The organism is Rhodanobacter sp. C06, assembly GCF_002001105.1.
In the GTDB taxonomy this organism is placed as follows: Bacteria; Pseudomonadota; Gammaproteobacteria; order Xanthomonadales; family Rhodanobacteraceae; genus Rhodanobacter_A.
Map to the genome: position 1 here is coordinate 66,595 of NZ_MUNP01000048.1, position 26,244 is coordinate 92,838.

The 26,244-nt window shown below is 68.1% G+C and carries 22 protein-coding genes; 10 read left to right on the plus strand and 12 right to left on the minus strand.

The features are described 5' to 3' along the window. Positions 1–11 precede the first annotated feature (11 nt). Together B0E52_RS10225 and B0E52_RS10230 are read right to left on the minus strand one after the other, a co-directional pair. Positions 12–2,021, minus strand: coding sequence for a CocE/NonD family hydrolase (locus B0E52_RS10225; protein ID WP_077483720.1), 2,010 nt, complete (start codon positions 2,019–2,021; stop codon positions 12–14). A gap of 105 nt (positions 2,022–2,126) precedes the next feature. Further along, a complete protein-coding gene (locus B0E52_RS10230) occupies positions 2,127–2,600 on the minus strand; it encodes an Lrp/AsnC family transcriptional regulator (RefSeq protein WP_077483751.1) in 474 nt (157 codons plus the stop codon). Positions 2,601–2,763: 163 nt separating this feature from the next. Between B0E52_RS10230 and ald the strand changes: the two genes are divergently transcribed. Next, on the plus strand, positions 2,764–3,882 hold the full coding sequence (gene ald, locus B0E52_RS10235; protein WP_077483721.1) for an alanine dehydrogenase: 1,119 nt from the start codon (positions 2,764–2,766) through the stop codon (positions 3,880–3,882). Between the two features lie 105 nt (positions 3,883–3,987). Here the strand turns inward: ald and B0E52_RS18575 are convergent, their stop codons facing one another. After that, a complete protein-coding gene (locus B0E52_RS18575; protein ID WP_168174172.1) occupies positions 3,988–4,761 on the minus strand; it encodes a helix-turn-helix transcriptional regulator in 774 nt (257 codons plus the stop codon). 136 nt (positions 4,762–4,897) lie between these two features. Here B0E52_RS18575 and B0E52_RS10245 point away from each other — a divergent pair, with 136 nt between their 5' ends. Further along, positions 4,898–5,953: a hypothetical protein gene (locus B0E52_RS10245; RefSeq protein WP_168174173.1), complete on the plus strand. Its 1,056-nt coding sequence runs from the start codon at positions 4,898–4,900 to the stop codon at positions 5,951–5,953. 88 nt (positions 5,954–6,041) lie between these two features. Here the strand turns inward: B0E52_RS10245 and B0E52_RS10250 are convergent, their stop codons facing one another. The 3 genes from B0E52_RS10250 to B0E52_RS10260 form a co-directional block, all read right to left on the minus strand. Beyond that, entirely contained in the window at positions 6,042–7,883 is a 1,842-nt protein-coding gene (locus tag B0E52_RS10250; RefSeq protein WP_168174175.1) for an ABC transporter ATP-binding protein, read from the minus strand. Positions 7,884–8,096: 213 nt separating this feature from the next. Continuing rightward, positions 8,097–8,438 (minus strand): transcriptional regulator, encoded by a 342-nt coding sequence (locus B0E52_RS10255; protein ID WP_077483725.1) that lies wholly within the window; start codon positions 8,436–8,438, stop codon positions 8,097–8,099. Then, on the minus strand, positions 8,435–9,109 hold the full coding sequence (locus B0E52_RS10260; RefSeq protein WP_077483726.1) for a hypothetical protein: 675 nt from the start codon (positions 9,107–9,109) through the stop codon (positions 8,435–8,437). The genes B0E52_RS10255 and B0E52_RS10260 overlap by 4 nt, the downstream gene beginning before the upstream one ends. Positions 9,110–9,288: 179 nt before the next feature. Here B0E52_RS10260 and B0E52_RS10265 point away from each other — a divergent pair, with 179 nt between their 5' ends. The 3 genes from B0E52_RS10265 to B0E52_RS10275 all read left to right on the plus strand — a co-directional run bounded on the left by B0E52_RS10265 (position 9,289) and on the right by B0E52_RS10275 (position 13,071). Continuing rightward, on the plus strand, positions 9,289–11,736 hold the full coding sequence (locus B0E52_RS10265; RefSeq protein ID WP_168174174.1) for a DUF3772 domain-containing protein: 2,448 nt from the start codon (positions 9,289–9,291) through the stop codon (positions 11,734–11,736). Positions 11,737–11,828: 92 nt separating this feature from the next. Then, on the plus strand, positions 11,829–12,569 hold the full coding sequence (locus tag B0E52_RS10270; protein ID WP_077483728.1) for a helix-turn-helix domain-containing protein: 741 nt from the start codon (positions 11,829–11,831) through the stop codon (positions 12,567–12,569). Between the two features lie 76 nt (positions 12,570–12,645). Continuing rightward, positions 12,646–13,071: a VOC family protein gene (locus B0E52_RS10275; protein WP_077483729.1), complete on the plus strand. Its 426-nt coding sequence runs from the start codon at positions 12,646–12,648 to the stop codon at positions 13,069–13,071. Between the two features lie 268 nt (positions 13,072–13,339). Here the strand turns inward: B0E52_RS10275 and B0E52_RS10280 are convergent, their stop codons facing one another. The 3 genes from B0E52_RS10280 to B0E52_RS10290 form a co-directional block, all read right to left on the minus strand. Next, positions 13,340–13,837 carry a DUF3761 domain-containing protein gene (locus tag B0E52_RS10280; protein WP_077483730.1) on the minus strand — a complete coding sequence of 166 codons (498 nt, stop codon included), beginning with the start codon at positions 13,835–13,837 and terminating at the stop codon, positions 13,340–13,342. Positions 13,838–14,059: 222 nt separating this feature from the next. Further along, complete coding sequence (locus B0E52_RS10285) at positions 14,060–15,706, minus strand: alpha/beta hydrolase-fold protein (RefSeq protein ID WP_077483731.1); 1,647 nt, start codon at positions 15,704–15,706, stop codon at positions 14,060–14,062. A 271-nt stretch (positions 15,707–15,977) separates the two neighbouring features. Continuing rightward, positions 15,978–17,633 (minus strand): serine hydrolase, encoded by a 1,656-nt coding sequence (locus tag B0E52_RS10290; RefSeq protein WP_077483732.1) that lies wholly within the window; start codon positions 17,631–17,633, stop codon positions 15,978–15,980. A gap of 121 nt (positions 17,634–17,754) precedes the next feature. Here B0E52_RS10290 and B0E52_RS10295 point away from each other — a divergent pair, with 121 nt between their 5' ends. Beyond that, complete coding sequence (locus B0E52_RS10295) at positions 17,755–18,534, plus strand: phosphatase PAP2 family protein (RefSeq protein ID WP_077483733.1); 780 nt, start codon at positions 17,755–17,757, stop codon at positions 18,532–18,534. Here the strand turns inward: B0E52_RS10295 and B0E52_RS10300 are convergent. Continuing rightward, positions 18,522–20,066: an oligopeptide:H+ symporter gene (locus tag B0E52_RS10300; RefSeq protein ID WP_077483734.1), complete on the minus strand. Its 1,545-nt coding sequence runs from the start codon at positions 20,064–20,066 to the stop codon at positions 18,522–18,524. The two genes, B0E52_RS10295 and B0E52_RS10300, sit on opposite strands and share 13 nt — an antisense overlap. A 138-nt stretch (positions 20,067–20,204) precedes the next feature. Here B0E52_RS10300 and B0E52_RS10305 point away from each other — a divergent pair, with 138 nt between their 5' ends. The 3 genes from B0E52_RS10305 to B0E52_RS10315 all read left to right on the plus strand — a co-directional run bounded on the left by B0E52_RS10305 (position 20,205) and on the right by B0E52_RS10315 (position 21,613). Continuing rightward, a complete protein-coding gene (locus B0E52_RS10305) occupies positions 20,205–20,618 on the plus strand; it encodes a ribonuclease (RefSeq protein WP_077483735.1) in 414 nt (137 codons plus the stop codon). A gap of 313 nt (positions 20,619–20,931) precedes the next feature. Then, positions 20,932–21,372, plus strand: coding sequence for a barstar family protein (locus tag B0E52_RS10310; protein ID WP_077483736.1), 441 nt, complete (start codon positions 20,932–20,934; stop codon positions 21,370–21,372). 16 nt (positions 21,373–21,388) lie between these two features. Continuing rightward, positions 21,389–21,613 carry an RNA-binding S4 domain-containing protein gene (locus B0E52_RS10315; protein ID WP_077483737.1) on the plus strand — a complete coding sequence of 75 codons (225 nt, stop codon included), beginning with the start codon at positions 21,389–21,391 and terminating at the stop codon, positions 21,611–21,613. A 20-nt stretch (positions 21,614–21,633) separates the two neighbouring features. Here B0E52_RS10315 and B0E52_RS10320 read toward each other — a convergent pair whose 3' ends face one another. Further along, positions 21,634–22,449, minus strand: a complete 816-nt coding sequence (locus B0E52_RS10320) for an arylamine N-acetyltransferase (protein ID WP_077483738.1) — start codon at positions 22,447–22,449, stop codon at positions 21,634–21,636. Positions 22,450–22,555: 106 nt separating this feature from the next. Between B0E52_RS10320 and msrA the strand changes: the two genes are divergently transcribed. Continuing rightward, the gene (msrA, locus tag B0E52_RS10325; protein ID WP_077483739.1) at positions 22,556–23,230 is read left to right on the plus strand and encodes a peptide-methionine (S)-S-oxide reductase MsrA; all 675 of its coding nucleotides are present in this window, start codon (positions 22,556–22,558) and stop codon (positions 23,228–23,230) included. 266 nt (positions 23,231–23,496) lie between these two features. On the opposite strand, the gene B0E52_RS10330 is transcribed toward msrA, so the two are convergent. After that, on the minus strand, positions 23,497–26,232 hold the full coding sequence (locus B0E52_RS10330) for an EAL domain-containing protein (RefSeq protein ID WP_343124500.1): 2,736 nt from the start codon (positions 26,230–26,232) through the stop codon (positions 23,497–23,499). Positions 26,233–26,244 lie beyond the last annotated feature (12 nt).

A 26,244-nucleotide genomic window follows, 5' to 3' on the forward strand; every position in this document is an offset into this window, starting at 1 on the left:
GGGCGACCGCCTCAACCGCCCTTGCCGGCTCTCCCGTCCGCGACCGGCTCGCCATTCGGTACCACCGTGATGGTGATCCTGGAAGGATGCTGGCTGTCGTGATGGATCACGTTGCGGGCAATGACACCCTTGGCTTCGTCGTAGTTGTTGCCGCCCGTGTTGAGGTTGCGGTCGAAGCGCGGGAAGTTGCTGCTGGAAACGTCCACGCGCAGCTTGTGCCCCGGCTTGAAGTAGTAGCTGGTATCGATCGGCTGGAAGGTGACCTTGTACGTTTGGCCGGGCGACATCCACGCCAGCGGCTTGTCATAGCCGTTGCGGTAGCGCATGCGCTGGATGTTTTCGGTGATGTTGAACGCGCGGCCGTCTGGGTACACGTCGATCACCTTGAAGGTGAAGTCGGTGTCCTTCGCGCTGGAGGAAACATACAGCGTCACCGTGATCGGCCCGCTGACTTCGGTGCCCTGCTCGAACGGCTTGGAGTCGTAGACCAGGATGTCGTTGCGGGTTTCCTGCGGACGCTGGTCGTAGGAGCCGAATTTCACCGCCGAGCCCTGGCAGCAACCGCCGCCGCCGAAGGTGGGCACGGGATTTTCCGGGTCGTAGACGAACTTATCGGGATGGTCCGCCGCGGGTGGCGCGTCGACCAACCTGCCGTTGCCGTAGAGCGTGTTGGCCTGGCCCTCGCTGGTGAAGTAGAGATCCTGCGTCCTGGCCTCGGCCGGCGGCCAGGTGTCGGCCTGCTCCCAGCGGTTCGCGCCCATCACGTAGTACATCACCCTGGGCTGCTTGGCCAGGACGGGGCTGTCCTCGCCCTTGAGATAGTGGCCGAACCAGCCGTAGACGAGGTCGTTGTAGTCGAAGCGCGCATCGCCCACGTCGAGGTCGCCGATCATGGTGTGCTCGCTGGCGCGCGTATACGCGCAATGCAGCACCGGCGCGATGATCGCGTACTGCTGGTCGGCGATGGCTTTCGGCGCGGTGCGGCGCACTTCGTTGTAGGCGGCGAGATTGGGCGATACGGAAACGTCGAACCAGCTCATGAACCACAGTCCCGGCTTGCTGACCTTGAGCTTTTCGTTCCACAGGCCGCCCTTGTACCAGGCGGGATCATTGGGCGTGCGCGCAATCATGTCGCCGCCAGTGGCCACCGGCATGTGCGTTTCGAAGATGCCCGGCGGGCCGCCCACGGCCTTGATCATGTCTTTCTCGGGCAGGTGCCAGAACGCCTTGTTCCAGTCGACCGGCGGCATCTGCGGAGCGAGATCGTAGAAGCGCGACGCATTGACCAGGTCCGCCTGCGAGGTACCGCGCGGGAACAGCGGCCGCGTCTGGTTCTGGATGCCGTAGTCGTAGATCCACGAAATGAACAGCATCTGCACCGCACCGCCGCGATACCAGTTGCCCTGTTCGTAATACGGGCCGACCTTGCCGATGCCGGCACCGAAACCCTGCACGTTGAACGTGGTCAGCGCCGGATCGTTTTGCGCCACCACGGCAAGCTGCCACTCGGCGGTCGACGAGCAACCGGTGGTGCCGACCTTGCCGCTGGACCATGGCTGCGAGGACATCCACTTGAGTTCGTCGCTGCCGTCGCTCAGCGGCATGCCGAGGATGTCGTAGTTGCCCTCGGAGAAGAAGTGGCCACGCTCCTGCATCTCCACGTACGCATAGCCGTGCTTGACCGCTTCGAGCTCGCGCGTCATGTCACGCGGCGCACCAAGCTTCACATCCCAGAAATTGAAGTTGTACGGCGTACGCGAAAAGATGATCGGCACCTTGCCTGCGCCCTTCGGGCGATAGATGTCGGCGGCCATCAGTTTGCCGTCGCGCATCTTCACCATCACCTTGCGGTCGATGACCGCGACCTGCTCGAGTTCCTTCTCGATGGCGTTGCGCTTGGCGATCAATTGGGCCTGCGGGTCGGGCCTCTGTTGCGCGGCGGCTGGAGCGGCCACGAGCAGCGAGAGCCCGAATGAAACCCACGCACAGGCGAAGGCGGAAGCCAGCGGGTTGAGGCGCATGCTTGAATCCCCTACGAGTGTTCCCCGAGTGTCAGTCAACCGGCAGGCTCAAGGAACATGACTAAGGGCATACACATCAAGCCGGCCAAACCGGCCGCGACCGGCCTACACCGGCAGCACCGTGGTCTTCTTGACCGTGCGCAGCGCCAGCGTGGACTGCACGCGCACCACGCCAGGCAACTGGGTGAGGATGTCGGTGTGGATGCGCTCGAAGTCGGCGGCGTCGGCGTAGGCCACGCGCACCATGTAGTCGGCCGCACCGGCGAGCAGGCAGCACTCGGTGACTTCCGGATGGCGCTGGATGGCCGCTTCGAACGCGTCCAGCGCGCTGCGGCCCTGCTGGTCCAGCGTCACCAGCACGAAGGCGGTGCCGGGCAGGCCCACGGCCTTCTCGTCGAGCAGCATCACGTAGCGCGCGATCAGCCCGCGCTCCTCCAGCAGCTTCACCCGGCGCAGGCAGGCCGAGGGCGAGAGGTTGATCTGCTGCGCAAGCTCCAGGTTGCTCAGCCTCCCATCCTGCTGCAGCAGTCTGAGGATCGCGCGATCGCGCTGGTCGAGTGACGGGTCAGGGTGCGGCATGAAATTCAATCATCCAGGCATTTCATCGGCAATCATTCTACAAACAAGCGATGACTCGATTGAAATCGGCGATAAATTGCGCAGCACGGCGATCATACTGCCGCTCCATCGGCGTGCATTCCTGCCGGCCCCTACTTCGCTTCCCAGCCAGAGATCTGTAGCCATGCGTATCGGTGTGCCGAAGGAAATCAAGAACAACGAGTTCCGGGTGGGCCTCGTCCCATCGTCCGTGCAGGAACTGGTGCATCACGGCCACCAGGTGGTGGTGGAAACCGGCGCGGGCCTGGGTGCGGGCATCGGCGACGCCGACTACGTCGCGGCGGGCGCCAGCATCGCCAGCAGCCCCGATCCGATCTTTGCCGAAGCCGACATGATCGTGAAGGTGAAGGAGCCGCTGGCGGTGGAGCGCAAGAGGCTCCGCAAAGGCCAGATCCTGTTCACCTACCTGCATCTCGCACCCGATGCCGAGCAGACCCGCGACCTGGTCGCCTCCGGCGCGATCTGCATCGCCTACGAAACCGTCACCGCGCCGAACGGCTCGCTGCCGCTGCTGACGCCGATGTCCGAGGTCGCCGGCCGGCTTGCCCCGCAGGTGGGCGCGCATTCGCTGGAAAAGGCGCAGGGCGGCCGCGGCGTGCTGCTGGGCGGCGTGCCGGGCGTGCCGGCGGCGGAAGTGGTGATCCTCGGCGGCGGCGTGTCAGGTACGCATGCGGCGATGATCGCCGTGGGCATGGGCGCCAAGGTCACCGTGGTTGACCGCTCGGCCGAGGCGCTGAAGCGCCTCGCCACCCAGTTCGGCACCGCGATCTCCACCGTGTTCTCCAGCCGCTCCGCGATCGAGGAACTGGTGCGCCGCGCCGATCTGCTGATCGGCACCGTGCTGATCCCGGGCGCGGCGGCACCGAAGCTGGTCACCCGCGCGATGCTCAAGACCATGAAGCCGGGCGCGGTGATCGTCGATGTCGCGATCGACCAGGGCGGTTGCGTGGAAACCTCGCACGCCACCACCCACGCCGACCCGACCTACGTGGTCGACGGCGTGGTGCACTACTGCGTCGCCAACATGCCGGGCGCGGTGGCGCGCACCTCGACCTTCGCGCTGAACAACGTCACCTTGCCGTTCGCGCTGTCACTGGCCAACCTCGGCTGGAAGCTGGCGCTGGCGCAGGACGTGCACCTGCGCCACGGCCTCAACGTCTGCGAAGGCAACGTGACTTGCGAGCCCGTGGCGGAGGCGCATGGCCTGCCGTACGTGAACGCGGAAACCGCGATCGGGATGTAAGCCCCCGCGGTGCGACCGTTCCGCGATGATCGCGTAACGGTCGCACCCACCCGTGCGTGGCTTTGGTGCATCGGTCCATCCGGATCGGCGATCGAGCCCGATGGCTCAGGCGATCATCCGCCTGCCGTAGCCGGTGGGCGTGATGCCCATGACCTGGCGGAACATGACGCAGAAGGCGCTGCAACTGGCATAGCCGGCGTCACGCGCCACGCTCTTGATCGAGGCCCCTGCATTCAGCCGGCTCAATGCACGGGCCAGCCGCACGTGCTGCCGCCAACGCACGAAGCTCATCTTCAATTCACTCTCGAAGAGCCGCGCCAGGGTTCGACTGCTCGCGCCAACCTGCTGCGCCAGCTGGTCGAGCGTATCGGTCCGGGACGGGTCGGCCAGCAGACGGCCACACACCTTCCTCAACCGCGGATCCGACGGCGTGGGAATGCGGATGGCCGACTCGTCGGCGCCGTGAAGTTCGTGCAGCAGCAGCGGCAACATCATGTGCATGCGTTGCGCGTCCCCGGCTCCGTATGCGCCGACCATTGCCAGGATGAGCTCGCGGAGCAGATCCGTGATCGCCAGGATCCTGCAATGGTCGCCCAGCAGCGACCCCGCGGTTCGATCCAGATACAGCGTGCGTACGGCGACATGGCCTTCCATACGGATCTCGTGCGGCATCGCGGCGGGCACCCACAACGAACGCTGCGGCGGCACGATCCAGATGCCCTCGCGGGTCGTCACCTGCATCACGCCCGACGCGGCATAGATGAGCTGCCCGCGCTTGTGCCGGTGCCGCGGGATGAGGCACCCCTTCGGATAATTCTTGGTCAGCGCGGTCGCCGGCCATGCCGTGGCCGAAGCGGCGCCTTGTCTGGATTGCGACACAGTCTGGCTTCCTTTCGATATACGGACACCACTAGGCTGATTCTGGGTGAACGGCGGCTCCGCGGCAACGCGCCGCCCGGGTTTCACCGACGCGCCGCGTCGCCGCCCACGAAACAGGCACCACTGGAGGCATCCGATGAACGACCACCCCATCTCGCGACGCACGGTGCTCAAGGCAGGCGCGGCCATCGCCGGGGCGCTCGCGCTGGGCAGGAGGCCTCTCCTGGCGGAAACCCGCGACGCGCCCGAACAACCGACGCTCGTCGTGCTCTGGCTCAACGGCGGCCCGGCAGGCCTGTTCAACAGTGCGGACTCGTTCCTTTCCAGCGGCGCCTTCGGGGTGACCGCCGACAACGTTCGCCATCTCGGAAACGGCCTTTGCGTCGACGCGGGTTCGCTTGGCGCCTTGCCCGGCGTGGCCTTGGCGCACATGGCCTCGATCGATTTCCGGCACGGCCTTTACCCGCACGCGGATGCGCGTGCGGCGATGTTGGAACGGGCTTCGCGCAGCCAGCTGCTGCGCATGGCTGCGGCCATGCCAGGCAAGGCGATCCGCTGCGCAGTGGTGAACAGTCTCGGCCTGCCGGTCGGGGTCGCGACGACGCCTCCGGCGGAAGGCCACATCACGCTGGAACACATCGCCAGCCTTGACGATGCACCAGGGCACCTTCCCACCGCGCAGCTCGACGCCATCCGGAGCGCCTACGGCGTGCCTGCCGGGAGCACCCTCATTGACAGCCAGCGATCGACCTTCGCCGGCATCGAATCGCTGATCCATGCCGGCGTCGGCGTGATCTTCGCGCAACCGGCCTACACCGGGCGACCCGACCGGCAGTTCGACACGCATCACGACGACGTTGGAACGCTGGCACGCGACATCATGGCCCCCATCACGCCGTCGCTGGTCACCTTCCTCGACCGCGTGATGGCCCTGCCGCGGCGCAATGTGGTGACGCTGCTGACCGGTGAATTCAGCCGGACACTGCCGGGCTCGGATCATGCGCCGGGCGGTACCGCAACGGTCATCGGCAAGCACGTCAAGACCGGTACCGCGGGACGACAGGGACCTGGCGGCTCGCCACCCGAACACGCAACGCCGCCGGAAGGTCTCTGGGCCTATATCGCAGCTGCGTTGCGTCTGGACACAACAGCCCCGTTTGGCCGCAACCCGCACCGCGAATTGATCGCCTGAATCGGATGTATTCGTCCCGTGCTCGCGCGCCAAGGATACGAGGCGCGATGTTCGCACCCGGTCACGGCGGCAAGACGCACTGGCGCGATCAGGCCGGCTCATCCTCCGCCGCCACGAAGCCGCCCGTCTGCCGCTTCCACAGCCGCGCATACAGCCCGTCGCTGGCCACCAGCTCGGCATGCGTACCGGTCTCGACGATGCGGCCTTTGTCCAGCACCACGAGGCGATCCATGCGCGCGATGGTGGAGAGGCGATGCGCGATGGCGATCACCGTCTTGCCCTGCATCAGCAGGTCCAGGCTGTCCTGGATCGCCGCCTCGGCCTCGGAGTCCAGCGCGCTGGTGGCCTCGTCCAGCACGAGGATCGGTGCGTCCTTCAGCAGCACGCGGGCGATCGCGATGCGCTGGCGTTGGCCGCCGCTGAGCTTCACGCCTCGCTCGCCGACCAGCGCTTCGTAACCGGTGCGGCCCTCGCCGTCGACCAGCGCGGGGATGAACTCGTCGGCGCGCGCCTTGCGCACGGCATCCGCGACCTGCGCCTCGCCGGCATCGGGGCGGCCGTAGAGGATGTTGTCGCGGATCGAGCGGTGCAGCAGCGAGGTGTCCTGGGTCACCACGCCGATCTGCGAGCGCAGGCTTTCCTGGGTCACCTGCGCCACGTCCTGGCCATCGATGGTGATCTGCCCGCCTTCGAGGTCGTACAGGCGCAGCAGCACGTTGACCAGGGTGGACTTGCCCGCGCCGCTCGGCCCCACGAGGCCGATCTTCTCGCCTGCACGCACGGCCAACCCCAGGCCTGCGATCACCCCGCCTTTCTTGCCGTAGTGGAAATGGATGTCGTGGAAGTGCACGGCGCCGCGGGTCACTTCCAGCGGCATCGCGCCCTCGCGGTCCTGCACCGCGCGCGGCTGGGCGATGGTGGTGATGCCGTCCTGCACCGTGCCCACGTCCTCGAAGATGCCGTTGACCACCCACATGATCCAGCCGGACATGTTGCTGATGCGGATCACCAGCCCGGTGGACAGCGCGATCGCGCCCACCGTCACCCGACCCTCGCTCCACAGCCACAACGCCAGCGCCGAGGTGCCGGCGATCAGCAGGCCGTTCAACGCGGTGATGCAGGCGTCCATCACGGTGGTGACGCGAGTCATGCGCCGGGTCTTCTCGGTCTGCTCGTCCATCGCCTCGGCCACGTAGGCTTCTTCACGACGGCCGTGCGCGAACAGCTTCAGGGTGAGCACGTTGCCGTAGCCGTCCACGATGCGGCCCATCAGCTTGGAACGCGCCGCCGAGGCCAGCCACGAACGCTGCTTGACGCGCGGGATGAACAGCGCCAGCGCGCCCACGTACAGCACCACCCAGACCAGCAGCGGCACGGCCAGCCAAGAATCGGCATGCGCGAACAGCGCCGCCGCGCTGGCGGTGTAGACCACCACGTACCAGATCGCGTCCACGATCTGCACCGCCGACTGCCGCAGGGAGCTGCCGGTCTGCATGATGCGATTCGCGATGCGCCCGGCGTAGTCGTTCTGGAAGAAGCCCAGGCTCTGGCGTATCACGTAGCGATGGTTCTGCCAGCGGATGCGGGTGGTGAGGCTGGGCACGATGGCCTGGTTCACCAGCAAGTCGTGCAACGCGTTGAAGATCGGTCGCGCCAGCACGATCACCAGCGCCATCCACAGCAGCTCATGCCCGTGACGCTGGAAGAAATCCGCGGACGGCACTTCCTTCGCCAGGTCCACCACGCGGCCGATGAAGCCGAACAGCGACACCTCGATGCCCGCCACCATGAAACCCACCACGACGACGGCGAGGAACACCGGCCACACCTGGCGCAGGTAGAACGCGTAGAAGCGCCCCACCGAGGCCGGCGGCATGCCATCGACCGGTTCCTTGAACGGATCGATCAGGGATTCGAACCAGCGGAAGATCATGGGGAGCGCACGTCCTGCGGGGAGATGCCTAGCGTGGGTGCACGCCCCCCGGTTCGCAAGGGCGGGCTATTTCTTCGTCCGCTTCCTGCGCTGGGCATAGCTGCTGGCAGCGACGACGAAAACGACGATGAGAACGGCGACGATGGCACCTGACATGGACTGGCTCCTTTGGGCTGATGGCTCGAACGACCGGACGGCAAACGCCGCGCGCTATTTCCGCTTCACGGCTGCGCCGGGCACGGGCAATTCCTGCATCACCATCGCAAGGCTCTGCCGGTAATCGGCCAGTGCCTTGCGGCCGGCGGCGGTGATGCGCAGCTCGGTCAGCGGACGCTTGCCGCGAAAACTCTTCTTCACTTCAATCAGGCCGCCCGCTTCCAGCTTGCTCATGTGGCTGGAGAGGTTGCCCTTGCTGAGCCCGCTGACCTGTTCGAGGAAGCCGAACTCCACTTCCTTCGCGTTGGCCAGCACGGCCAGGATCAGCAACCGCGCCGGCTCGTGCACCAGCCGGTCCAGCGCCATCACCTCGCCGATGCGCGACGGTGCGCTCATGTTCCACCCACTGCTGCATCGCGCAAGCGCAGCAGCCGCTCCCGCAGTTGCAGAAAGCGACGATGATCGGCCACGCCGCGGGCGATCAACAGCAGCGCCGCCAACGGAAACAGCAGGGCCAGCAGCGCCATTAGCAGTGCGTCCTGCGCGGCAGCGGTGCCGATCACCGGATAAACCCGGTCCACGCACAACAGCGACGCCTGGCAGAACAGGAACGCGCCCACGACGAAATCCAGCGGGCTGCGCAGCCAGCGCCAAACCGCCAACGCCAACAGCCAGAGCAGCGCGAGATAGCCGGCGCTGCCCGGCGACAGCTGCGCGCCATTCGACAGCGCCGATGCCGTCAGCAGCACGGCCACCGCCAGCGTCACGCCGAGGCCGAGCCGATGGGTGCGGCGTTCGACCGCGCTTTCCTGTTCCTCCACGTGGCCGAAGCGCTGGTAATAGCGCCGTGCCATGCCCCATCTGGCCAGCAGCCACACGAGCGGCAGCGCGACCAGCACGACACGCAACGTCGGCGTCATGGGCAACAAGCCGCCGAGCAGGTACGAGAGCAGGCAGCAGATGCCGCCCAGCACCGACGCCAAGCCGCCTGCGCTGCGCGAGTAGCGCGCGTAATCGCGGGTCAGGGATTCCAGCTCGCCCAGCCTTTCTTGCGTCTCGCCAGCCACGTGCAGCCCCAGGATTCATCAGATTGCAAATAGGTTTGCATTGCAAATATATCTGTGTCAACTGGACGACAATTACGGCGACGGCCTGTGGCCATCGCGCGCATCCCGGCTGAACGCTGGCCCCGCTTGCACGACCTGGCTGATTGACCGCCCGCGACGCCGCCCGGATCATGCCGGGCATGCCTACCCTGCTCCGTCGCCTGCCGGTATTCCCGGCCATCCTGCTGACCCTGACGCTGGCCTTCGGTGCCACCCCGGTCCGGGCGCTCGCCGACGCGGACACCACGACCCCCAGCGCCACGCCGGCGCAAACCCTGCAGCAGCTGAGCGACCAGCTCGACACGGCGAAGGCGGCGCTGAAGGATGCGCAGAACGGCAAGGCCGGCAGCACGCCGCTGGCCGACCTGCGCACCAGCGCGATGCAGGTGCAGGACCAGGCGCGCCAACTGGCCGACAGCCTCGCGCCGCAGATGACGGCGCTGCAGGCGCAGCTCACCGTGCTGGGACCGCCGCCGGCCAAGGGCGCGCCGCCGGAGGCGCCGGAAGTGGCCGCGCAGCGCCGCCAGTTGGACAAGGCCCAGGCCAGCCTCAATGCGCAGATCGTGCAGGCGAAATCACTGAACCTGGACGCGCTGCAACTGGTGGCGCAGATCACGGGACTGCGCAACGACCAGTTCCAGGCGCGCCTTGCCGCCCGCACCGACACGCCGCTGGGCCACGCGTTCTGGGCCGAACAGGCGCGCTCGCTGCCGAACGACCTCGCCCGCTTCCAGCGCCTCGCCGCCCGCTGGTCCGAGGCCTGGGGCGACGCCTGGCAGCCGCCGAACCGGCAGCCGCTGCTGCTGTGCCTGGCCGCCGCCATGCTGCTGCTCGCCGGCGGCCGCTGGACGCTGCAACGGCTGTGGCAGTTCGTCGCCGCGCGCTGGCTGCCCGATGGCCACCTGCGTCGCAGCGCGATGGCGGCGGTGATGGCACTGTCCACCACGCTGGTGATCGGGCTGGCGGCGCAGCTGGTGCATCTGGGCATCAACTGGAACGACACGCTGGACACCGACCTGGACGCGATGGCCGCCTCGGCGGTACGCGCCTTCACTTTCGCGGCGTTGATGGCCGGGTTGGGCAGCGCCTTGCTGTCGGCCCAACGCAGCTCATGGCGCCTGCTGCCGTTGTCGGACTTCGCCGCGCAAAGGCTGCGCCGCTATCCGTGGCTGCTCGGCGGCGCGGCACTGCTGCTGGGCCTGACCGAGCGGGTCATCCGCAGCATCGGTTCCAGCCTGCCGGCCACGGTGCTGCTGCATGCCCTGCTGGCGCTGCTGGTCAGCGCGCTGGTCGCCAAGGTGCTGCTGCGCCTGCGCCACGCGCGACGCGAGGCCAACGCGGCCGGCGATACTCCGGCACGCCGGCCGTTGTGGGTGGGCCTGCTGAGCTTTGCTGCCGCGCTGGGCGTGGCGCTGTGCTGGCTGGCGGTCTTCACGGGTTTCATCGCGTTGGCGTTCTTCGCGGCATGGCAGATGCTGTGGGTGGGCCTGGTGGCCGCCTGTCTGTACTTGCTGATGCAGCTGGTGCGCGACCTGTTCGAGGTGCTGCTGTCGCCGCACGGCCGCAGCGGCAAGCACCTGCAGGCCGGTTTCGACCTCGCCCCAGGCACGCTGGAGCAGGCTGGCACCGTGCTCACCGGCGTCGCCCGCGTGCTGCTGGCGCTTGCCGCGCTGGCGCTGGTGCTGGCGCCGTTCGACGCCGGCCCGACCGAACTGGCGCAGCGCACGCTGCAGCTGTTCAGCGGACTGAAGCTGGGCCAACTCAACATCGAGCCCGGCACCGTGCTGGGCGCGGTCGCGGTGTTCGTGCTGGGGCTGGTGGCGCTGCGCATGCTCAAGCGCTGGCTGCGGGACCAGTTGCTGCCCACCACCGCGCTGGACCCGGGCATGCGCGAATCCATCGTCACCCTGCTCGGCTACCTGGGCGGCGTGCTGGTGTTCGCGCTGGCGCTGGCCGCGCTCAACGTCAGCCTGCAAAGCATCGCCTGGATCGCCAGCGCGCTGTCGGTCGGCATCGGCTTCGGCCTGCAGGCCATCGTGCAGAACTTCATCTCCGGCCTGATCCTGCTGATGGAACGGCCGGTGCGGGTGGGCGACTGGGTGAGCCTGTCCAGCGAGGTCGAGGGCGACATCCGCCGCATCAACGTGCGCGCCACCGAGATCCAGCTGTGGGATCGCTCCACCGTGATCGTGCCGAACTCGCAGCTGATCACCCAGAACGTGCGCAACGTCACCCACGCCAGCGCGCAGGGTCGCGTGCGCATCCTCTTGCCGATGCCGCTGGACACCGATGCCGATCGCGCGCGCCAGCTGATGCTGGAAGCGCTGAAGGCGCACGCGTCCACGCTGAACACCCCGCCGCCGGTGGTGCGGCTGGACAACATCAACGCCAGCTCGATGACCTTCAGCATCACCTCCTACGTGCGCAGCCCGCGCGACGTGGGCGCGGTGAAGAGCGACATCCTGTTCGACATCCTCGCCCGCCTGCGCGCGGCGCAGCTGCCGCTGTCCACGCCGCAGAGCATGGTGGTGCGCACGCTGGGGCCGCTGGGCGAAGACAGCCCCGCCGCGCCATCGCAGGCCGGTTGAGCACGGCGCGCGGGGCAGACCGATGGCCTGGCACAGCATCGTCCCCGCGCCGCCGCTCGACAACCCTGATCGAGACGATCTGGGACTGGGACATGCCGCCCGGTGCGCCCGCCCGCGAACGCATCCTGCCGGTGCCCGGCACCTCGCTGATCGTCAACCTGCACGAGGACGAGACCCGCGTCTGGCACGACGACGGCCGCTGCGAGCGCGCCTCCGGCAGCGTGATCGGCGGCCCGTACCTGCGCAGCTGGATCATCGACAGCGCCGAGCAGATCCGTGTGATGGGGCTGACGTTCCGTCCCGGCGGCGCGCATGCGCTGATCGGCATCGACGCCAGCGAATTGGGCCGGCGCGATATCGACCTCGACGCGCTGTTCGGCGCTTCCGCGCGTCGCCTGCGCCAACGCCTGCTGGAAACGCCCGCGCCGCTGCGCCGGCTGGCGCTGCTGGAAGGCTGGCTGCGCGGCCTGCGCGCCGAACCGGCGCTCGATCCGGTGATCGCCCATGCCGTCGCCACGCTGGGCCGCGTGCCGCAAATGGCACGCATCGGCACGCTGCAACGCGACAGCGGGTGGTCGGCGCACCGCTTCGGCACGCGCTTCCGCCAGCAGGTGGGCATGACGCCCAAGCAGTTCGCCCGGCTGCTGCGCTTCCGCGCCGTGGTGGCGCAGGCGCATCCGCAAACGGAAGTGTGCTGGAGCGAGCTCGCCGCCGACGGCGGCTACAGCGACCAGGCTCACCTCAACCACGAATTTCGCGCCTTTGCGGGCATCACGCCGGGCGAGTTCATGGCCTGCCGCGGCTCCGGCCCGAACCATCTGCGGCTGGACTGACACGAGCGGAAAAATCTACAAGACCGCCCCGCGCGGCAAGCGTAGGCTGCATCCGCCAGCCACCACGGAGCACGCCATGTCGGACGCCACCCACGGCAGCACCCTGATCCCCTGCCTGCGTTACCGCGACGCCCACGCCATGATCGCCTGGCTGTGCCACGCCTTCGGCTTCGAGAAACATGCGGTATACGACGACGATGCCGACGGCGTGGCGCACGCCCAGCTCGTGCACGGCCACGGCATGCTGATGCTGGGCAGCGTGCGCGACGACGCGTTCGGCCGGCGCATCGCCCAGCCCGACGAGGTCGGCGGCCGCGAGACCCAGTGCATTTACGTGATCGTCGCCGACTGCCGGGCCCACTATGAGCACGCCAAGGCCGCCGGTGCGACGATCGTGGACGACTGCGAGGAGAAGGACTACGGGGGCGCCGGCTACAGCTGCCGCGACCCGGAGGGGCATCTGTGGTCGTTCGGCAGCTACGATCCGTGGCGGACTGAGTGAAAGCGGGATCCGTGAGTAAAACGGAATCCGTTCGTCCAGAACGTGGCGCCGAGGGCGCGACGCGGAGGGTGGACATGGACGTCCGCACTTTGGGAGCGAGGAAGTCGAAGGGGCCCGTGTTTGCATGTGGGCGCTGTTTCGACTTCGCGGAACTCCGTTCCGCTACGCTCAACCCGAACGGGTTTCGGGACAGCCGTTCGAGGCATCACGAAAACGAAGGCCGGCTTGCGCCGGCCTTCGCGTTTCTGCAGTAGCTGCCATGCCGGGGTTACGGCGTGCAGGCCTTGCCATGCTCGGCGTGGTTGCCCTTGGCCTTGGCGTCGGCCTCGCTCATGTACTCGCCGTGCTTGGTCTTGCCGTACCACTTGTCGCCTTGGCAGTGGTAGACCTTGCTGCCCTCGTTGACCCAGACCATGCCCGGGCCGCCGCCCGGTGCCGCGGTGGCGGCCGGCTTGGTCCAGGCCATGGACTTTTTCGGCGCGGCCGCAGGCGCCGCGGCGGCAGCCGGTGCGGCAGCGGCGGCAGGGGCAGCCGCTTCCGCAGCGGCCGCCTTCTTCGACGCCTTGGCCGGGGCGGCGTCGGCGGCATACCACTCCTTCACGCCCTTGTGGCCCTTGCAGGAGCCGCGCTTGGTGGCGTTGCTGGTGTAGCTGCCGTCCTTGCACTGGCCGGTGGAACCGGCGGGCGCGGCGGACTGCTGCGCCTGAACGGCCGGCATGGCCAGCAGGCAGCCAAAGGCCAGGGAAAACACGATGGACGCTTTCATCTTCAGACTCCCTCCTGCGCGATGGTGATCTTGGTGCGACCGGCCCTGCCCTCGCCTCAGTACGCCGTGTCGTTCGTCACGCGCCGGCAACGCTTCACTTGGGAAGCGACTGCCAGCACCTGGCGTCCGGGCGCGGAGAAGTCCGCACCGGCCGCGCGACTATGCCGCAAAACCATGTCGATGCGATGCGAAGCCTGCCGCAACGGCAGGCTTCCATCACGCTCAGGGCTGCGCCGCCGGCTTCAGCGCCGAATGCGGCCGCGCCACCGCGTACATCTGCCAGCTGATCTCCTTGAGCAGGCCCTGGCGATCCGTGCCGACGGCGTACAGGTCGAAATGCGTGCGATCCGGGATGAAGCGGATGTCGGACTTCGCGTGCAAGCCGTCCAGCACCGCCTTGAGCTTGTGCGCGGCGCCGTCGAGATAAAAGGTGTCGGCGGTGCCCACGTAGAGGTGGATCTTGCCGTCCAGATCGCCCTTCAGCTCGGGCCAGTGCTGCTGCAGGCGGTGCGCGATGTCGTAGTGGTCGCGCCAGTAGGCCACCACGGCGGGGTCGACGTCGCCGGTATCGCGGTTGAACATCGGCTCGGGCCGGCCGTCCTTGCCCTTGGGCGAGAACACCCACTCGAACGAGGCCATCTGGCCACCGTAGGGGCCGAGCACGCGTTCCAACTGGGCGAACTGCTGGAACGTGGCAAGCACCTTGCCCTTGTCGCGCACCAGCGGATACGGCGTGCCGTCGGACTTGCGGTAGACGTTCGCGTGCGGCGCGTACAAGTCCACGCCGGTGAAGTCGTGGAAGTCGCTTGGGTCGGGCGAGGTGGACCAGGTGCCGCCGAAGATCTTCGGATAGCGCGTCTGCAGCCACAGCGTGGCCCAGCCGCCGGAGGAGTGGCCTTGCAGGAAGCGGCCGCTGGGCTTCGCATCCATGCGATAGGTCTTTTCCAGCTGCGGGATCAGCTCGGTGGTGAGCGCGACGCCCCACGGACCGTTGTTCACCGAATCAGCGAACTCCGTGGTACCGGTGGGGCTGGATTGGTCGAGGAACACCCAGATCATCGGCGGCATCTGCTTTTCCGCCGTGGCGCCGTAGACCATCGCGGCGCTGCCCGCCAGCGTGTTCGCGTCGCCGCCGTAGCCGTGCGTGTAGTACACCGTGGGATAGGTCGTCGCACCCTTGGCGTCGTAGCCTGGCGGCAGCATCACCCAGCCATGCATGTGGATGGGCCGGCCCCAGAACGCGCTCAACGCGGGGCTGACGAAGTCGATGGCCTGCGTGTGCTGGCGCGCCTCGTCGAAATGCTTGAGCGAGGTCTCGCTCATGTAGCGCTTCGGAATATCCCACGCCTTGCGTTCCGGCAATGCATCCGTGAGCGCCAGGTCGGGTATGGCCGCAGTCGGCAGATGCAGCTTCACCACCTTGCTCACCAGGTCGCCGCCGTCGCGACCGTGGTAGTTGTAGTCGTGGTGCACGTCGAGCACGGCCTGCACGTAGTAGTCGCCCGCGGGCAGCTGCGACCAGCCCTGCGGAAACGCGATGTCGTCGGCATCGATGTCGACCACCTGCCCCGGCATGAGCCGAGTCACCTCGTGGGCGGCCACCGCGGTCTGGGAGGGAAAGAACGGGCTGGTGTCCACCTCCTCCACCTTGCCGTCGCCGCCGTGCTCCTTCGCCGCGGCCTCGGCGTCCTGCACCGTGGTGGCGAACAGCAGCAGGCGGCCGGACACGGGCTGCGTCCCGGTACTGCCGAGCTGCACGTGGAAGAAACGGTGCGCGGGTGCGACTGGCGCGGCGTCGCGCGCGAACGCGGTGACGGAGAACAGCAGGCCGCAACTGAGCAGCGCGGCGACGACGGGACGACTACGCATGGTGATCCCCTTTGGCAAATAACGTGGCTGGAGCAATCTCCCTTCTCCCTCCGGGAGACAAATCGGCAGGATTGCCGATTTGCACGGCGAAGCCGCCGCTGGTGAGGTACATGGATGTGCCGAATGAAGGTGCCCGAAGGGCCGATGAGGCTTCGGCGAGCGTCAACGTCCCGCTTCGACCGAACCCTCTCCCCAACCCCTCTTCCTCGCTCATCAAAGCACGGCCATCCATGGCCCTTCTTCGCGTCCGGCGGGAGAGGGACTCGAAAACTCAATCCTGCTTGTCGGCCGCCTTCACCGGCACCGGCCGCAGGTCCTGGAAATCGAAGCTGAAGTCGGTGAGCGGCGAGACCGGCCGGATACGCATCTCGCGCACGTGGCCGTCGTCGTCCAGCGCGAAGTTGACGAACGCGTCGGCGTTCAGCGAGCGGTCGTCCCAGCGCACGATGAAGGTGTCGTGCTGCCACGGCGTCATCGTGCCCACCAGCTGCTTCGTCTTGCTGAAGCGCATGCGAAGCTTGCCGCCTTCCCGGCTGACCAGGATGTCGCCGTACCACGGATCGCGGTAGGTGCCGGCGTAGCCGGACAGCGGCAGCGAAGGCTTGGCGTTCTTGTCGCGCGCGGCCTCGTGCTTGGCCCAGCTGTCGTCGGCGCGGGCCTCGCCCTTCTTCACCGCCTTGTCGTAGGCCGCCACCCAGTCGGTCTTGTGCGCGGGGTTCAAATACGCATCGAGCACGCGGTAGGTCACTGCATTGAACGCGGCGCCGGATTCCTGGTTCGTCAACACCACCACGCCCAGATCCGAGCCCGGCACCAGGGTGAGGCGCGAGACGAAGCCCGGCCAGCCGCCGGTATGCCAGGCGAGTTTCCGGCCCTGGTAGTCGCTGAGGAACCAGCCCTCGCCGTAGCCGGAGAACTGCGGCACGAGCGGCGCGAGCTCGGGAACCGAAGGTTTGCCGATCGGGATCGGCGTCAGCATCGACCACATCTCGCGGTGGCTCTTCTCGGAGAACAGCTGCTTGCCGTCCGGCAGCTTGCCGCCGGCCAGCTGCACGTTCATCCACTTGGCGAGGTCGTTGACGCTGGCGTAGATGCCGCCCGCGCCGGGATCGTTGAGCCAGGCCATCGGCGGCACCGGCTTGATGTCCTTGAAGTCGTAGGGCGCATGGCCGGTGGCCGCGTCCATGCCGGGCTTCAGGTAGGTCATGTCGATCAGCGACTCGTCCATACCCACCGGCTGGAAGATGTGCTGGCGGATGTAGTCGGCATAGCGCTGGCCGGAAACCTTCTCGATCACTTCCGTGGCCACCGCGAACAGGATGTTGTCGTAGGCGTAGTGGCCGCGGAAGCTGTTCTTGATCGGCACGTCGGCGAGGCGCTTCACGACGTCCGCGGTGGTGTAGCTGGTCGGCGGCCAGTACAAGAGATCACCCGCCCCGAGGCTGAGGCCGCTGCGATGCGCCAGCAGGTCGCGCACGCGCATCTCGTGGGTCACGTAGGGGTCGCTCATGCGGAACCCCGGCAGGTAGTCGATCACCCGGCCGTCCATGTCCAGCTTGCCCTGGTCGGCCAGCATCTGCAGCGCCGCCGCGGTGAACGCCTTGGTGTTGGAGGCGATCGCGAACAGCGTGTCCGCATCGACCTTGCCCGGCTTGCCCAGCTCGCGCACGCCGTAGCCCCTGGCCAGCACCACCTTGCCGTCCTTCACGATGGCTACCGCGATGCCGGGCACCTTGAAGGTCTTCAAGGTGTCGGCCATGTAGGCGTCGAAGTCCTGCAACTGGGCCGGCAGTGCCGGCTGCACGGCAGTCGCCGTGGCGGTCGTCGGCGCCACCGGCGCCGGTGCGACTTGCGCCGCAGCCGTGGTGGCGAGGGTGAGCAGCGCGCTGCACACGGCGAGGCGCAGGGAAAGCTGACGCTGGAACATCGCGGACTCCGGTGGCATGAACCGCGCCACTATCGCGGCAATTTCGCGACAGGGCCAGCGCTGGAAGTCACGACCGCCATCCGGCAAGCTTCGCCGTCACCCAGAAGCCTGCCGGAGCCCCATGGACGCCCTCCCTCGCTGGATCAGCCAGCACGCCCTGACGCTGTGGGCCGTCGTGCTGATCCTGGCCCTGCTCATCGGCGATCTCGGCTGGCGCCGCGCGCGCCGCCGCCGGCTGGCGGCGACCGGCCGGGAAGGCTACCTCGCGCTGCGCCCGGGCACGGCCGCGATCCTGCTGGCGCTGCTGGCGGTGCTGTTCGGCCTGCTGGTCTGGGCGGTGTGGGCGCAAACCACGCTGGTGCGCTTCGACGCGGCACTGGCGCAGGATCTGCACGATAGGCTCTCGCCGGGAATGCTGCAGGCCATCGATCTCGTCACCCAGCTGGGCGATCCCGTGCTGATCGCATTGGCCGCCGGCGTGGTCGCCCTGGTGCTGGCCCTGCGCCGCCGCTGGCGGCTGTTCGTACCATGGTGCGTCGCGCTGGGCGGCACCGCGGGCAGCGGTCACGTCATCAAGCAGTTCGTGCAACGGCCGCGTCCGTTCGGCGGCCACGGCTTCATCGCCGAAACCGGCTTCAGCTTCCCCAGCGGTCACGCCGCCGGATCGATGGTGTTCTTCGGCCTGCTCGCCTACCTGCTGCTGCGCCAGTGGCCGCCGCCGCGCCATCGCGACACGATCGCCGCCGCGGTGACGCTGGTCACCGTCATCGGCCTCAGCCGGGTGTTGCTGCAGGCGCATTACCTGTCCGACGTGCTGGCCGGCTACGCGCTGGGCGCCTTCTGGCTGGTGATCGGCATCGCACTGGCCGAACTGCTGCGGCGCGGCGCTCAGGCGCGGTAATTGTCCTGCCCGCGATAGCCCCGCGCATACAGGCCGAAGGCCAGCGCAGCCAGCAACGCGAACCCGGCGAAGAAGAACATCTGGAACGCGACCAGGCCCAGGCCGGTGCCGGCGATCGCGCCGGTCACCGTCCCGTTGCGCACCGCCGCGTTGGCCAGCAGCACCCACAGGTTGCCGATGGTGGTGGTGAGGTTCCAGAAGCTCATCACCACGCCCTTCATCGAAGCGGGCGCCTGGCTGTAAGCGAACTCCAGCCCGGTCGCCGAGACCAGCACCTCGCCCAGGGTGAGCAGCGCATACGGCAGCACCTGCCAGAAGATCGACAGCGGCGTACCGCCGTCCAGCAACAGCTGCAAGCCGCCCACCACGATCCAGGCCAGGCCGCTGAACGCGATGCCCGCGGTCATCCGGCGCAGCGCGGTGGGTTCCCAGCCGTGGCGACGCAGCAGCGGGTACAGCACCAGGTTGTTGAACGGGATCAGCAGCATCACCAGCAGCGGATTCAGCGCCTGCATCTGCGCCGACTGGAACCACGCCGGCATCGCCATCTCGTTGCCTTGCAACACCCAGGTCGAGGCCTTCTGGTCGAACAGCGAGAAGAACGGCGTGGTGAGCGCGAAGATCACCAGCACGCGCAGCACGTTGCGCGCGCCGTCCACCGCGGCATCCGGATGCGTGCCGCGGGCACGTTCCATCTGCAACCAGGCGCCGCCGCCCACGCCGCCGATCAGCGCCACCAAGGCGAGGCAGGCGACGGCCACGAAGCCGAGCCGGGGCAGCAGCGCGAACGCGGCGCCGGCCGCCGCCACGCTGGTCACGGCCAGCCACAAACCCGGCCGCGCCTGCCCCGGCGCCTGCGCCAGCAAGGCGGTGCGGATCACCCGCGAGAACGCGTGCGGATCGGGCGGCGCCGGCGGCAGCATCACGTACTGCTTGCGCCCCGACCAGAACACCACGGTGGCCACGAACATCAGCGCACCGGGTATGCCGAACGCCACCGCCGCGCCGAACTGGCGCAGGAAGATCGGCATCAGCAGCGAGGCGAAGAACGAGCCGAAGTTGATGATCCAGTAGAACGCGTCGAACACCACTTTCGCGAGGTGCTTGTTCGACTGGTCGAACTGGTCGCCCACGAACGAAGCCACCAGCGGCTTGATGCCGCCCGCGCCCAGCGCGATCAGGCCCAGGCCGACGAAGAAGCCGGTGCGGTGGTGCTCGAAGACCGCGAGACAGGCATGGCCCAGGCAGTAGACCAGGCTCATCCACAACACCGTGTGGTACTTGCCGAAGTAGCGGTCGGCCAGCCAGCCGCCCAGCAACGGAAAGAAGTACACGCCGATCACGAAGCTGTGGAACACGTCCTTCGCCGCGCCGGGTCGTTCCGACCCGGGCAGGTACAGCAGCAGGCTGGTGATCAGGAACGGCGTGAGGATGTTGCGCATCCCGTAGAACGAGAAACGCTCGCAGCCCTCGTTGCCGATGATGTAGGGAATCTGCCGCGGCAGGCGCGCGCGGTCGCTGGCGATGTTCAAGCTTCGGCTCCTGGCGGGGCGGCGATGCGCCTTGCGCCGCCGCCGGGCAGCCGAGTTTGCGCAATTTCTTGCGAACAGGGAAGCCGGGCCAGCGGACTCCGCTGCTAAACTCGCCTCCCGCCCGCCACCGGTCCTCGCATGCGTTTCTGGAAACCGCTGCTCGCGTTCGTGATCCTCGCGATCGCGCTGCTTTGGAACCGGCAGGCGCATACGCCGCCCCCGGTCGCGCCGGCGGCCGTGCCCACCGCCACGGCGAGCGGCGACAACGACGCCGCGCTGCCGGCCTTCCTGCCGCCCGAGGCACGCGACACGCTGGCGCTGATCGCCCGGGGCGGCCCGTTCCCGCACCGCCAGGACGGCGTGGTGTTCGGCAACTACGAAGGCCTGCTGCCGAAGCAGCCTCGCGGCTACTACCACGAGTACACGGTGGACACGCCCGGTGCACACAACCGCGGCACGCGGCGCATCATCACCGGCGGGATGCCGCCCGAGGTGTACTACTACACCGACGACCACTACCGCAGCTTCCGCCAGTTCGCGGTGCCCCGATGAACGTGCTGCCGTCAGAGCCTGTTCGCGATCTCCAAGCACCCCGCGCCTGGAGCTGTTTGCGCGCAGGTCAAGGAAGAACGAGGGCACGCGGGGAGGCGCCATGGATGGCGCCGGCTTTGAGGAGCGAGGAGTGGACGTCCGTCCACGACCGATTGATGACGCAGGCATGCGGGCAAACAGACCGGGCCCTGCGGGTTTTCACCGGGCGGCCGCCATGCGGCGGCGCGTGGCTCGACCTGCCAGCCAGGCAGGCACTGCGCCACACACCACCACCTGACGACCACTCGGTGACAACGCGGGAGGCTTGGGGATCATGAACAGGCTCCTGGACCCCGACCTCACCCGCCCCAGCCAGAACGGTGTGTACTTCGTGGGCGATACCGATCTCGCGCGGCTGGCCGCGAACGCCACGCGCGACGAGCTGGCCGTGTGCCGCACCGACCTTGCCGGCTGCCGCGACAAGGCCGCACTGCTGCAGCGCCTCGCCGCGTCGCTGGCACTGCCCGCCGATTTCGGCCACAACTGGGACGCGCTGGCCGACTGCCTGCGCGACCTCGGCTGGCTGCCGGCCTGGGGCCACGTGCTGCTGTTCGAGCACACCGGGGAACTGCAGCGCGGTGCCGATCGGGACTACGACGTGCTGCTCGGCATCCTCGACGATGCCGCCACGTTCGCACAGGAGGCGGACCGCCCGTTCTTTGCCTTCCTTGCGCTGCCGGCGGACATGCCCGCCACCATCCCTGCCACGCACTAACGCAAACCGGAACGCCATGGCCCATCACGAATTCGAACTGTACGGCGACCACGTCGAGCTGAACCTGCTGCTGAAACTGGTCGGCCTGTGCGACAGCGGCGGCGCCGGCAAGCACCTGGTGGCCAGCGGCGTGGTGCGGGTGGATGGCGCCGTCGAGCTGCGCAAGACCTGCAAGATTCACGCAGGTCAGGTGGTGAGCATGGGCGGCGAGGAAATCCACGTGCTGGCCGACCCGAACTGACCGCCCAGCTCCTGGCCCGGCTACCCGGGCAGAACGTCCAGCCGCCGCTCCAGCGCGGCGCGATCCGGCAAGCGCAGCCCGAACTCCTGCTCCAGCACCCGGCACACCTCCGCGCTGTCGCCCAGCGTGCGCCGCTCCGGCTCCGCGCCGGGCCGGCGCACGGTGAACTCGCGGTCGCGCAGGGTCAGTCGGCGGTCGCGCATGGTGCGCGCCGCGATCAGGTGCTGCACGAAATTCGACTCCGGGTACGTGGACACGTAGTGGTTCGCCACCACGTAGTCGATGAATGCGCGGGGCTGCAGGTCGAAGCGGTACAGCGTCAGCCAGTCGCCGCGCACGCAGGCCTGCATGCGCCACTCGCCGCCCTGCTCCAGCAGCCGGAACGGCTCCAGTTCCGTGGCGTGCGCCACGCCGGGTTCCAGCCGCAGCGCGCCGGCGAGGTTCATGCTGCCGAAGCCCACGTCGGCCAGCCAACTGTCGCCGTCCACCTCCACCTGGAGCAGCATGTGGGTCTGCGCGGTGACCGCGTCCTCCGGCTGGTTCCACAGCACGCGCGCGATCAGGCCGTGCACCGTGAAACCGATGGCGCGCAGCGCGGCGGCGAACAGCAGATTCTGTTCGAAGCAGTAGCCGCCGCGGCCTTCGTGCAGCAGCTTGCGTTCCAGTGCAGCGAGCTCCAGCCGCACCGGTACGCCGCACAGCGGGTTGAGGTTCTCGAACGGGATCGCCGCCGCATGCGCCACCGCCAGCGCGCGCAGCGTGGGCAGATCGGGTGCCGGCGCGGCGCGGTAATCGATGCGTTGCAGGTAGGCAGCCAGGTCGATCGCGTCGGACATGCGGGGACTCCAGTGAAGGCGGCACGGTAGCATCGGGCGTGGCGCGCAGGTAACCGGGCCACCCCTGCCGGCGAATAGCAATCGAAGCATCCTCGCGAGGTCCGCCATGTCCACTTGCCGCCATCCCCTCCGTACCCTGGGCGCCACGCTCGCCCTGGGCCTGCTCGGTGCCTGCACGCTGCCATCCGCGGCCGCCGCGAAGCTGCCGCCACCGGCCGTGGACGCATCGCGCGCCGCCACTCACGGTGAACAGGTCGCGGTGTTCGCCGGCGGCTGTTTCTGGGGCGTGCAGGAGGTGTTCGAACACGTCAAGGGCGTGCGCAAGACCTGGGCCGGCTACAGCGGCGGCAACGCCGCCACCGCGCATTACGACCTGGTCAGCGAGGGCAACACCGGGCACGCCGAATCGGTGAAGGTGGTGTTCGATCCGAGCCAGGTCAGCTACGGCCAGCTGCTGCAGGTGTTCTTCTCGGTCGCCGCCAACCCCACCGAGCTCAATCGGCAGGGGCCGGACAGCGGCACGCAATACCGCTCGGTGATCTTCTACGCCAGCCCCGAGCAGCAGCGCATCGCCGCTGGCTACCTCGCCCAGCTCGGCAACGCAGGGATCTACACCGCGCCCATCGTCACCCAGCTGGTACCGCTCAAGGCCTTCTATCCGGCCGAAAGCTGGCACCAGGACTACGCCAGCCACCACCCCGACGACCTCTACATCGCGATCAACGACACGCCCAAGGTCGCCAACCTGCGGCAGTGGTTCCCGGCGCTGTACATGAGGTAGGAGCCTGTCCATATTCTCCACACGGCTCGCGCCGGGAGCTGTTTGCGCGCAGGCCAGGGAAGAACGAGGAAGTGGACGTCCGTCAACGACCGAGTGATGACGCCGGCATGCGGGCAAACAGACCCGGCCCTTCGGGTTGTCTTGCCGTGGCCACCATGCGGCAGCACGCAGCTTGGCCTGCCAACCAGGCAGGCGCTGCGCCACGCGCCACCACCTGACAGCCACGGCAACGCGGGCCAGGCGGAAACCATGAACAGGCTCCATGCCTAGGGCTTGGGCGGCACCAGGCTCAGGCGCGCCGGCGTCGGGCGCGGATTCATCAGGCGCTCGAGCGCGGCGGCCGGCAGCGGGTACGAATACAGGTAACCCTGCCCCTCGTCGCAACCGGCCTTCAGCAGGAACTGGTGCTGGGCCTCTTGCTCGATGCCCTCGGCGATGGTGCCCAGGCCCAGGCTGCGCGCCATCGCCAGCATCGCCTCGACGATCGCCACGTCGTTGACGCCTTTCGGCAAGCCGGTGACGAACGAACGGTCGATCTTCAGCCAGGTCACGGCGGGCAGCTTGAGGTAGGCCATCGAGGAATAGCCGGTGCCGAAGTCGTCGATCGCCACCTCGATGCCCAGGTCGTGCAGCGCGCGCATGGTGCGCTCGGTGTCGTCCCCCAGTCCCAACATGGCGCCCTCGGTGATCTCCAGCACCAGCCGCTGCGGGGCGACCTGGTGTTCGCGCAGCGCGCGGCCCAGTCCGTCGACGAAGGCGGGATGGGCCAGCCAGCGCGCGGACACGTTCACCGCCACCCGGATCTGCGGCATGCCGGCGCGGTCCCAGTCCCGAATCTGCCGGCAGGCGGTGCGCATCACCCATTCGTCGATGCGACGGATCAGGCCGAGGCTCTCGGCCACCGCGACGAACTCGCCCGGCGGCAATTCGCCACGCTCCGGGTGTTCCCAGCGCAACAGCGCCTCTACCCCCACGATGCGGCCGCTGCGCAGATCCATGCTGGGCTGGTAGCGCAGGCTGAATTCCTCGTTCGCCAGCGCGCGCCGCAACTCGGACACCAGCTGCAGGCGCTGGCGTGCATCGGCCTGCATGATCGGCGTGTAGAACCGCAGCGTGTTGCGTTCGGTGCTCTTGGCCACGTACATCGCGGCATCGGCATTGGCGATCAGCGTGGTCGCGTCGCCGCCGTCCAGCGGGTAGCCGGCGATGCCGATGCTGGCGCTCAGCACGATCTCGCAATCGTCCACCACCATCGGCTCGGCCAGGCAGGCGAGCAGGCGCTCGGCGACCACGCCGGCGTCTTCGCGCAATTCGAGCCGGTCCAGCAGCACGGTGAACTCGTCACCGCCGATGCGACCGGCCACATCCCGTTCGGAGAGCTGTCGCCCGATCCGCTCGGCGACCTTCTGCAGCACGCGGTCGCCCAACGCATGGCTGTAGCTGTCGTTGACGATCTTGAACGCGTCCAGGTCGATGAAAAGCACCGCGATCGCGGTGCGCGTGCGCGACGCGGCGGCGATCGCGGCGCTGGCCTGCCGCTCGAACGCGACGCGGTTGGCCAGCCCGGTCAGCGGATCGTGCGTGGCCATGTACTCCAGCCGCTGCCGTTGCGCCTTGGCCACATGGATGTTGCTGAATACGGCCACGTAATGCAGCACGTGGTGCTGCGCGTCGCGGATCGCGCTGATGCTCAACTGCTCGGGGTAGCTGCTGCCGTCCTGGCGCCGGCTCTGCACCTCGCCGTTCCAGTGGCGGCCGCCCGCCAGCCCGCTCCACACCGATTCCGGCAGCGGCTCGCCGTCGGGCATGCGACGCGTCTCGTCGAAGCGCCGCCCCAGCAAGGCCTGCGCGTCGAAGCCGGTGATTTCGGCATGGGCGGCATTGACCGAGACCACCCGGCGTTCGGCATCCGCGATGATCACGCCCTCGGCGATGCCGGCCAGCGCCTCGGCGGCCACCCGGCGCTCGCGCTCCATCGTCACGCGCTCGGAAATGTCGCGGATGATCGCCTGCCGCACCTGGCGGCCGCTCCAGGTGACCAGGCTGCTCTCGATCTCCACCGGGCGCTGCTTGCCGTCGTCGGTCAGCAGCATGCCGATCGTGCCCCGCCTGGCCTGCGGCTGCAGCCCGTCGGCGAAGATCGTGTCGAACGGGCGCCCTTCCAGCAGGCCCCTGGTGCAACCGATCCAGGCCTTGGCCGTGTGGTTCGCCTCGAGGATGCGGCCGCGGCTTTCGTCGATCATCAGGATCGCGTCGTTCGCGCTGTCGAACAGCAGGCGATAGCGCTCCTCGCTGCTGCGTATGCCTTGCAGGATGCGGCGCGCCATGCGCAACCACAGCAGCGAGGCGAGCACGGCCGCCGCGAGCACGGTCAGGAACAACACGGTGCCGATCCAGGCCGCGCCGTCGGCGATCTGCGACGAGAACAGGTTGCTGCGCGGCTCGATGAACCGATTGGACTCCGCGATGCGTTCGCGCGCCGCCGCCACCATGGCGGGCGTGATGCTGCCGTCGGCGTGGGCGCGCTGCAATTCGCCGGCGATGCGGTCCAGCCCGTCTATGGTGGCATCGGTGGAATACCACGCCGCGATGGCCTGGTTCATGTAGGGCGCCGAGGAGAAGTAATGCAGCATGAAAATCATGCCGTCGATCGCTTCCGGTATCACGTGCGCATCGCGGAACGACTGCCCGACCTTCGCATGGTCGAAATGGCCGCTGGCGATCGCGTCGCGGGCCCGGCGGTCCGCGGCGAGCACCGCCATGTTCTTCCGGTAGTCGGCCAGCAGGTCGGCGCGACCGCTCTGGGCGTAGATCTCGAGGTCGATCACCGCCTGCTTCTGCGCCTTGGACCAGACACTCTCGCCGTTGAGGAAACCGGCGAGAGTGACCTGGATCTGCAGGGCTCCCCAAGTCAGGGCGAGGACCAGGCCGACCACCAACGACAGCGCCACCGCCAGCGGTAACAGGTGCTGCGACAATGATCTTCGCTGGTTGGAAGTCATGCTCTGCATCAT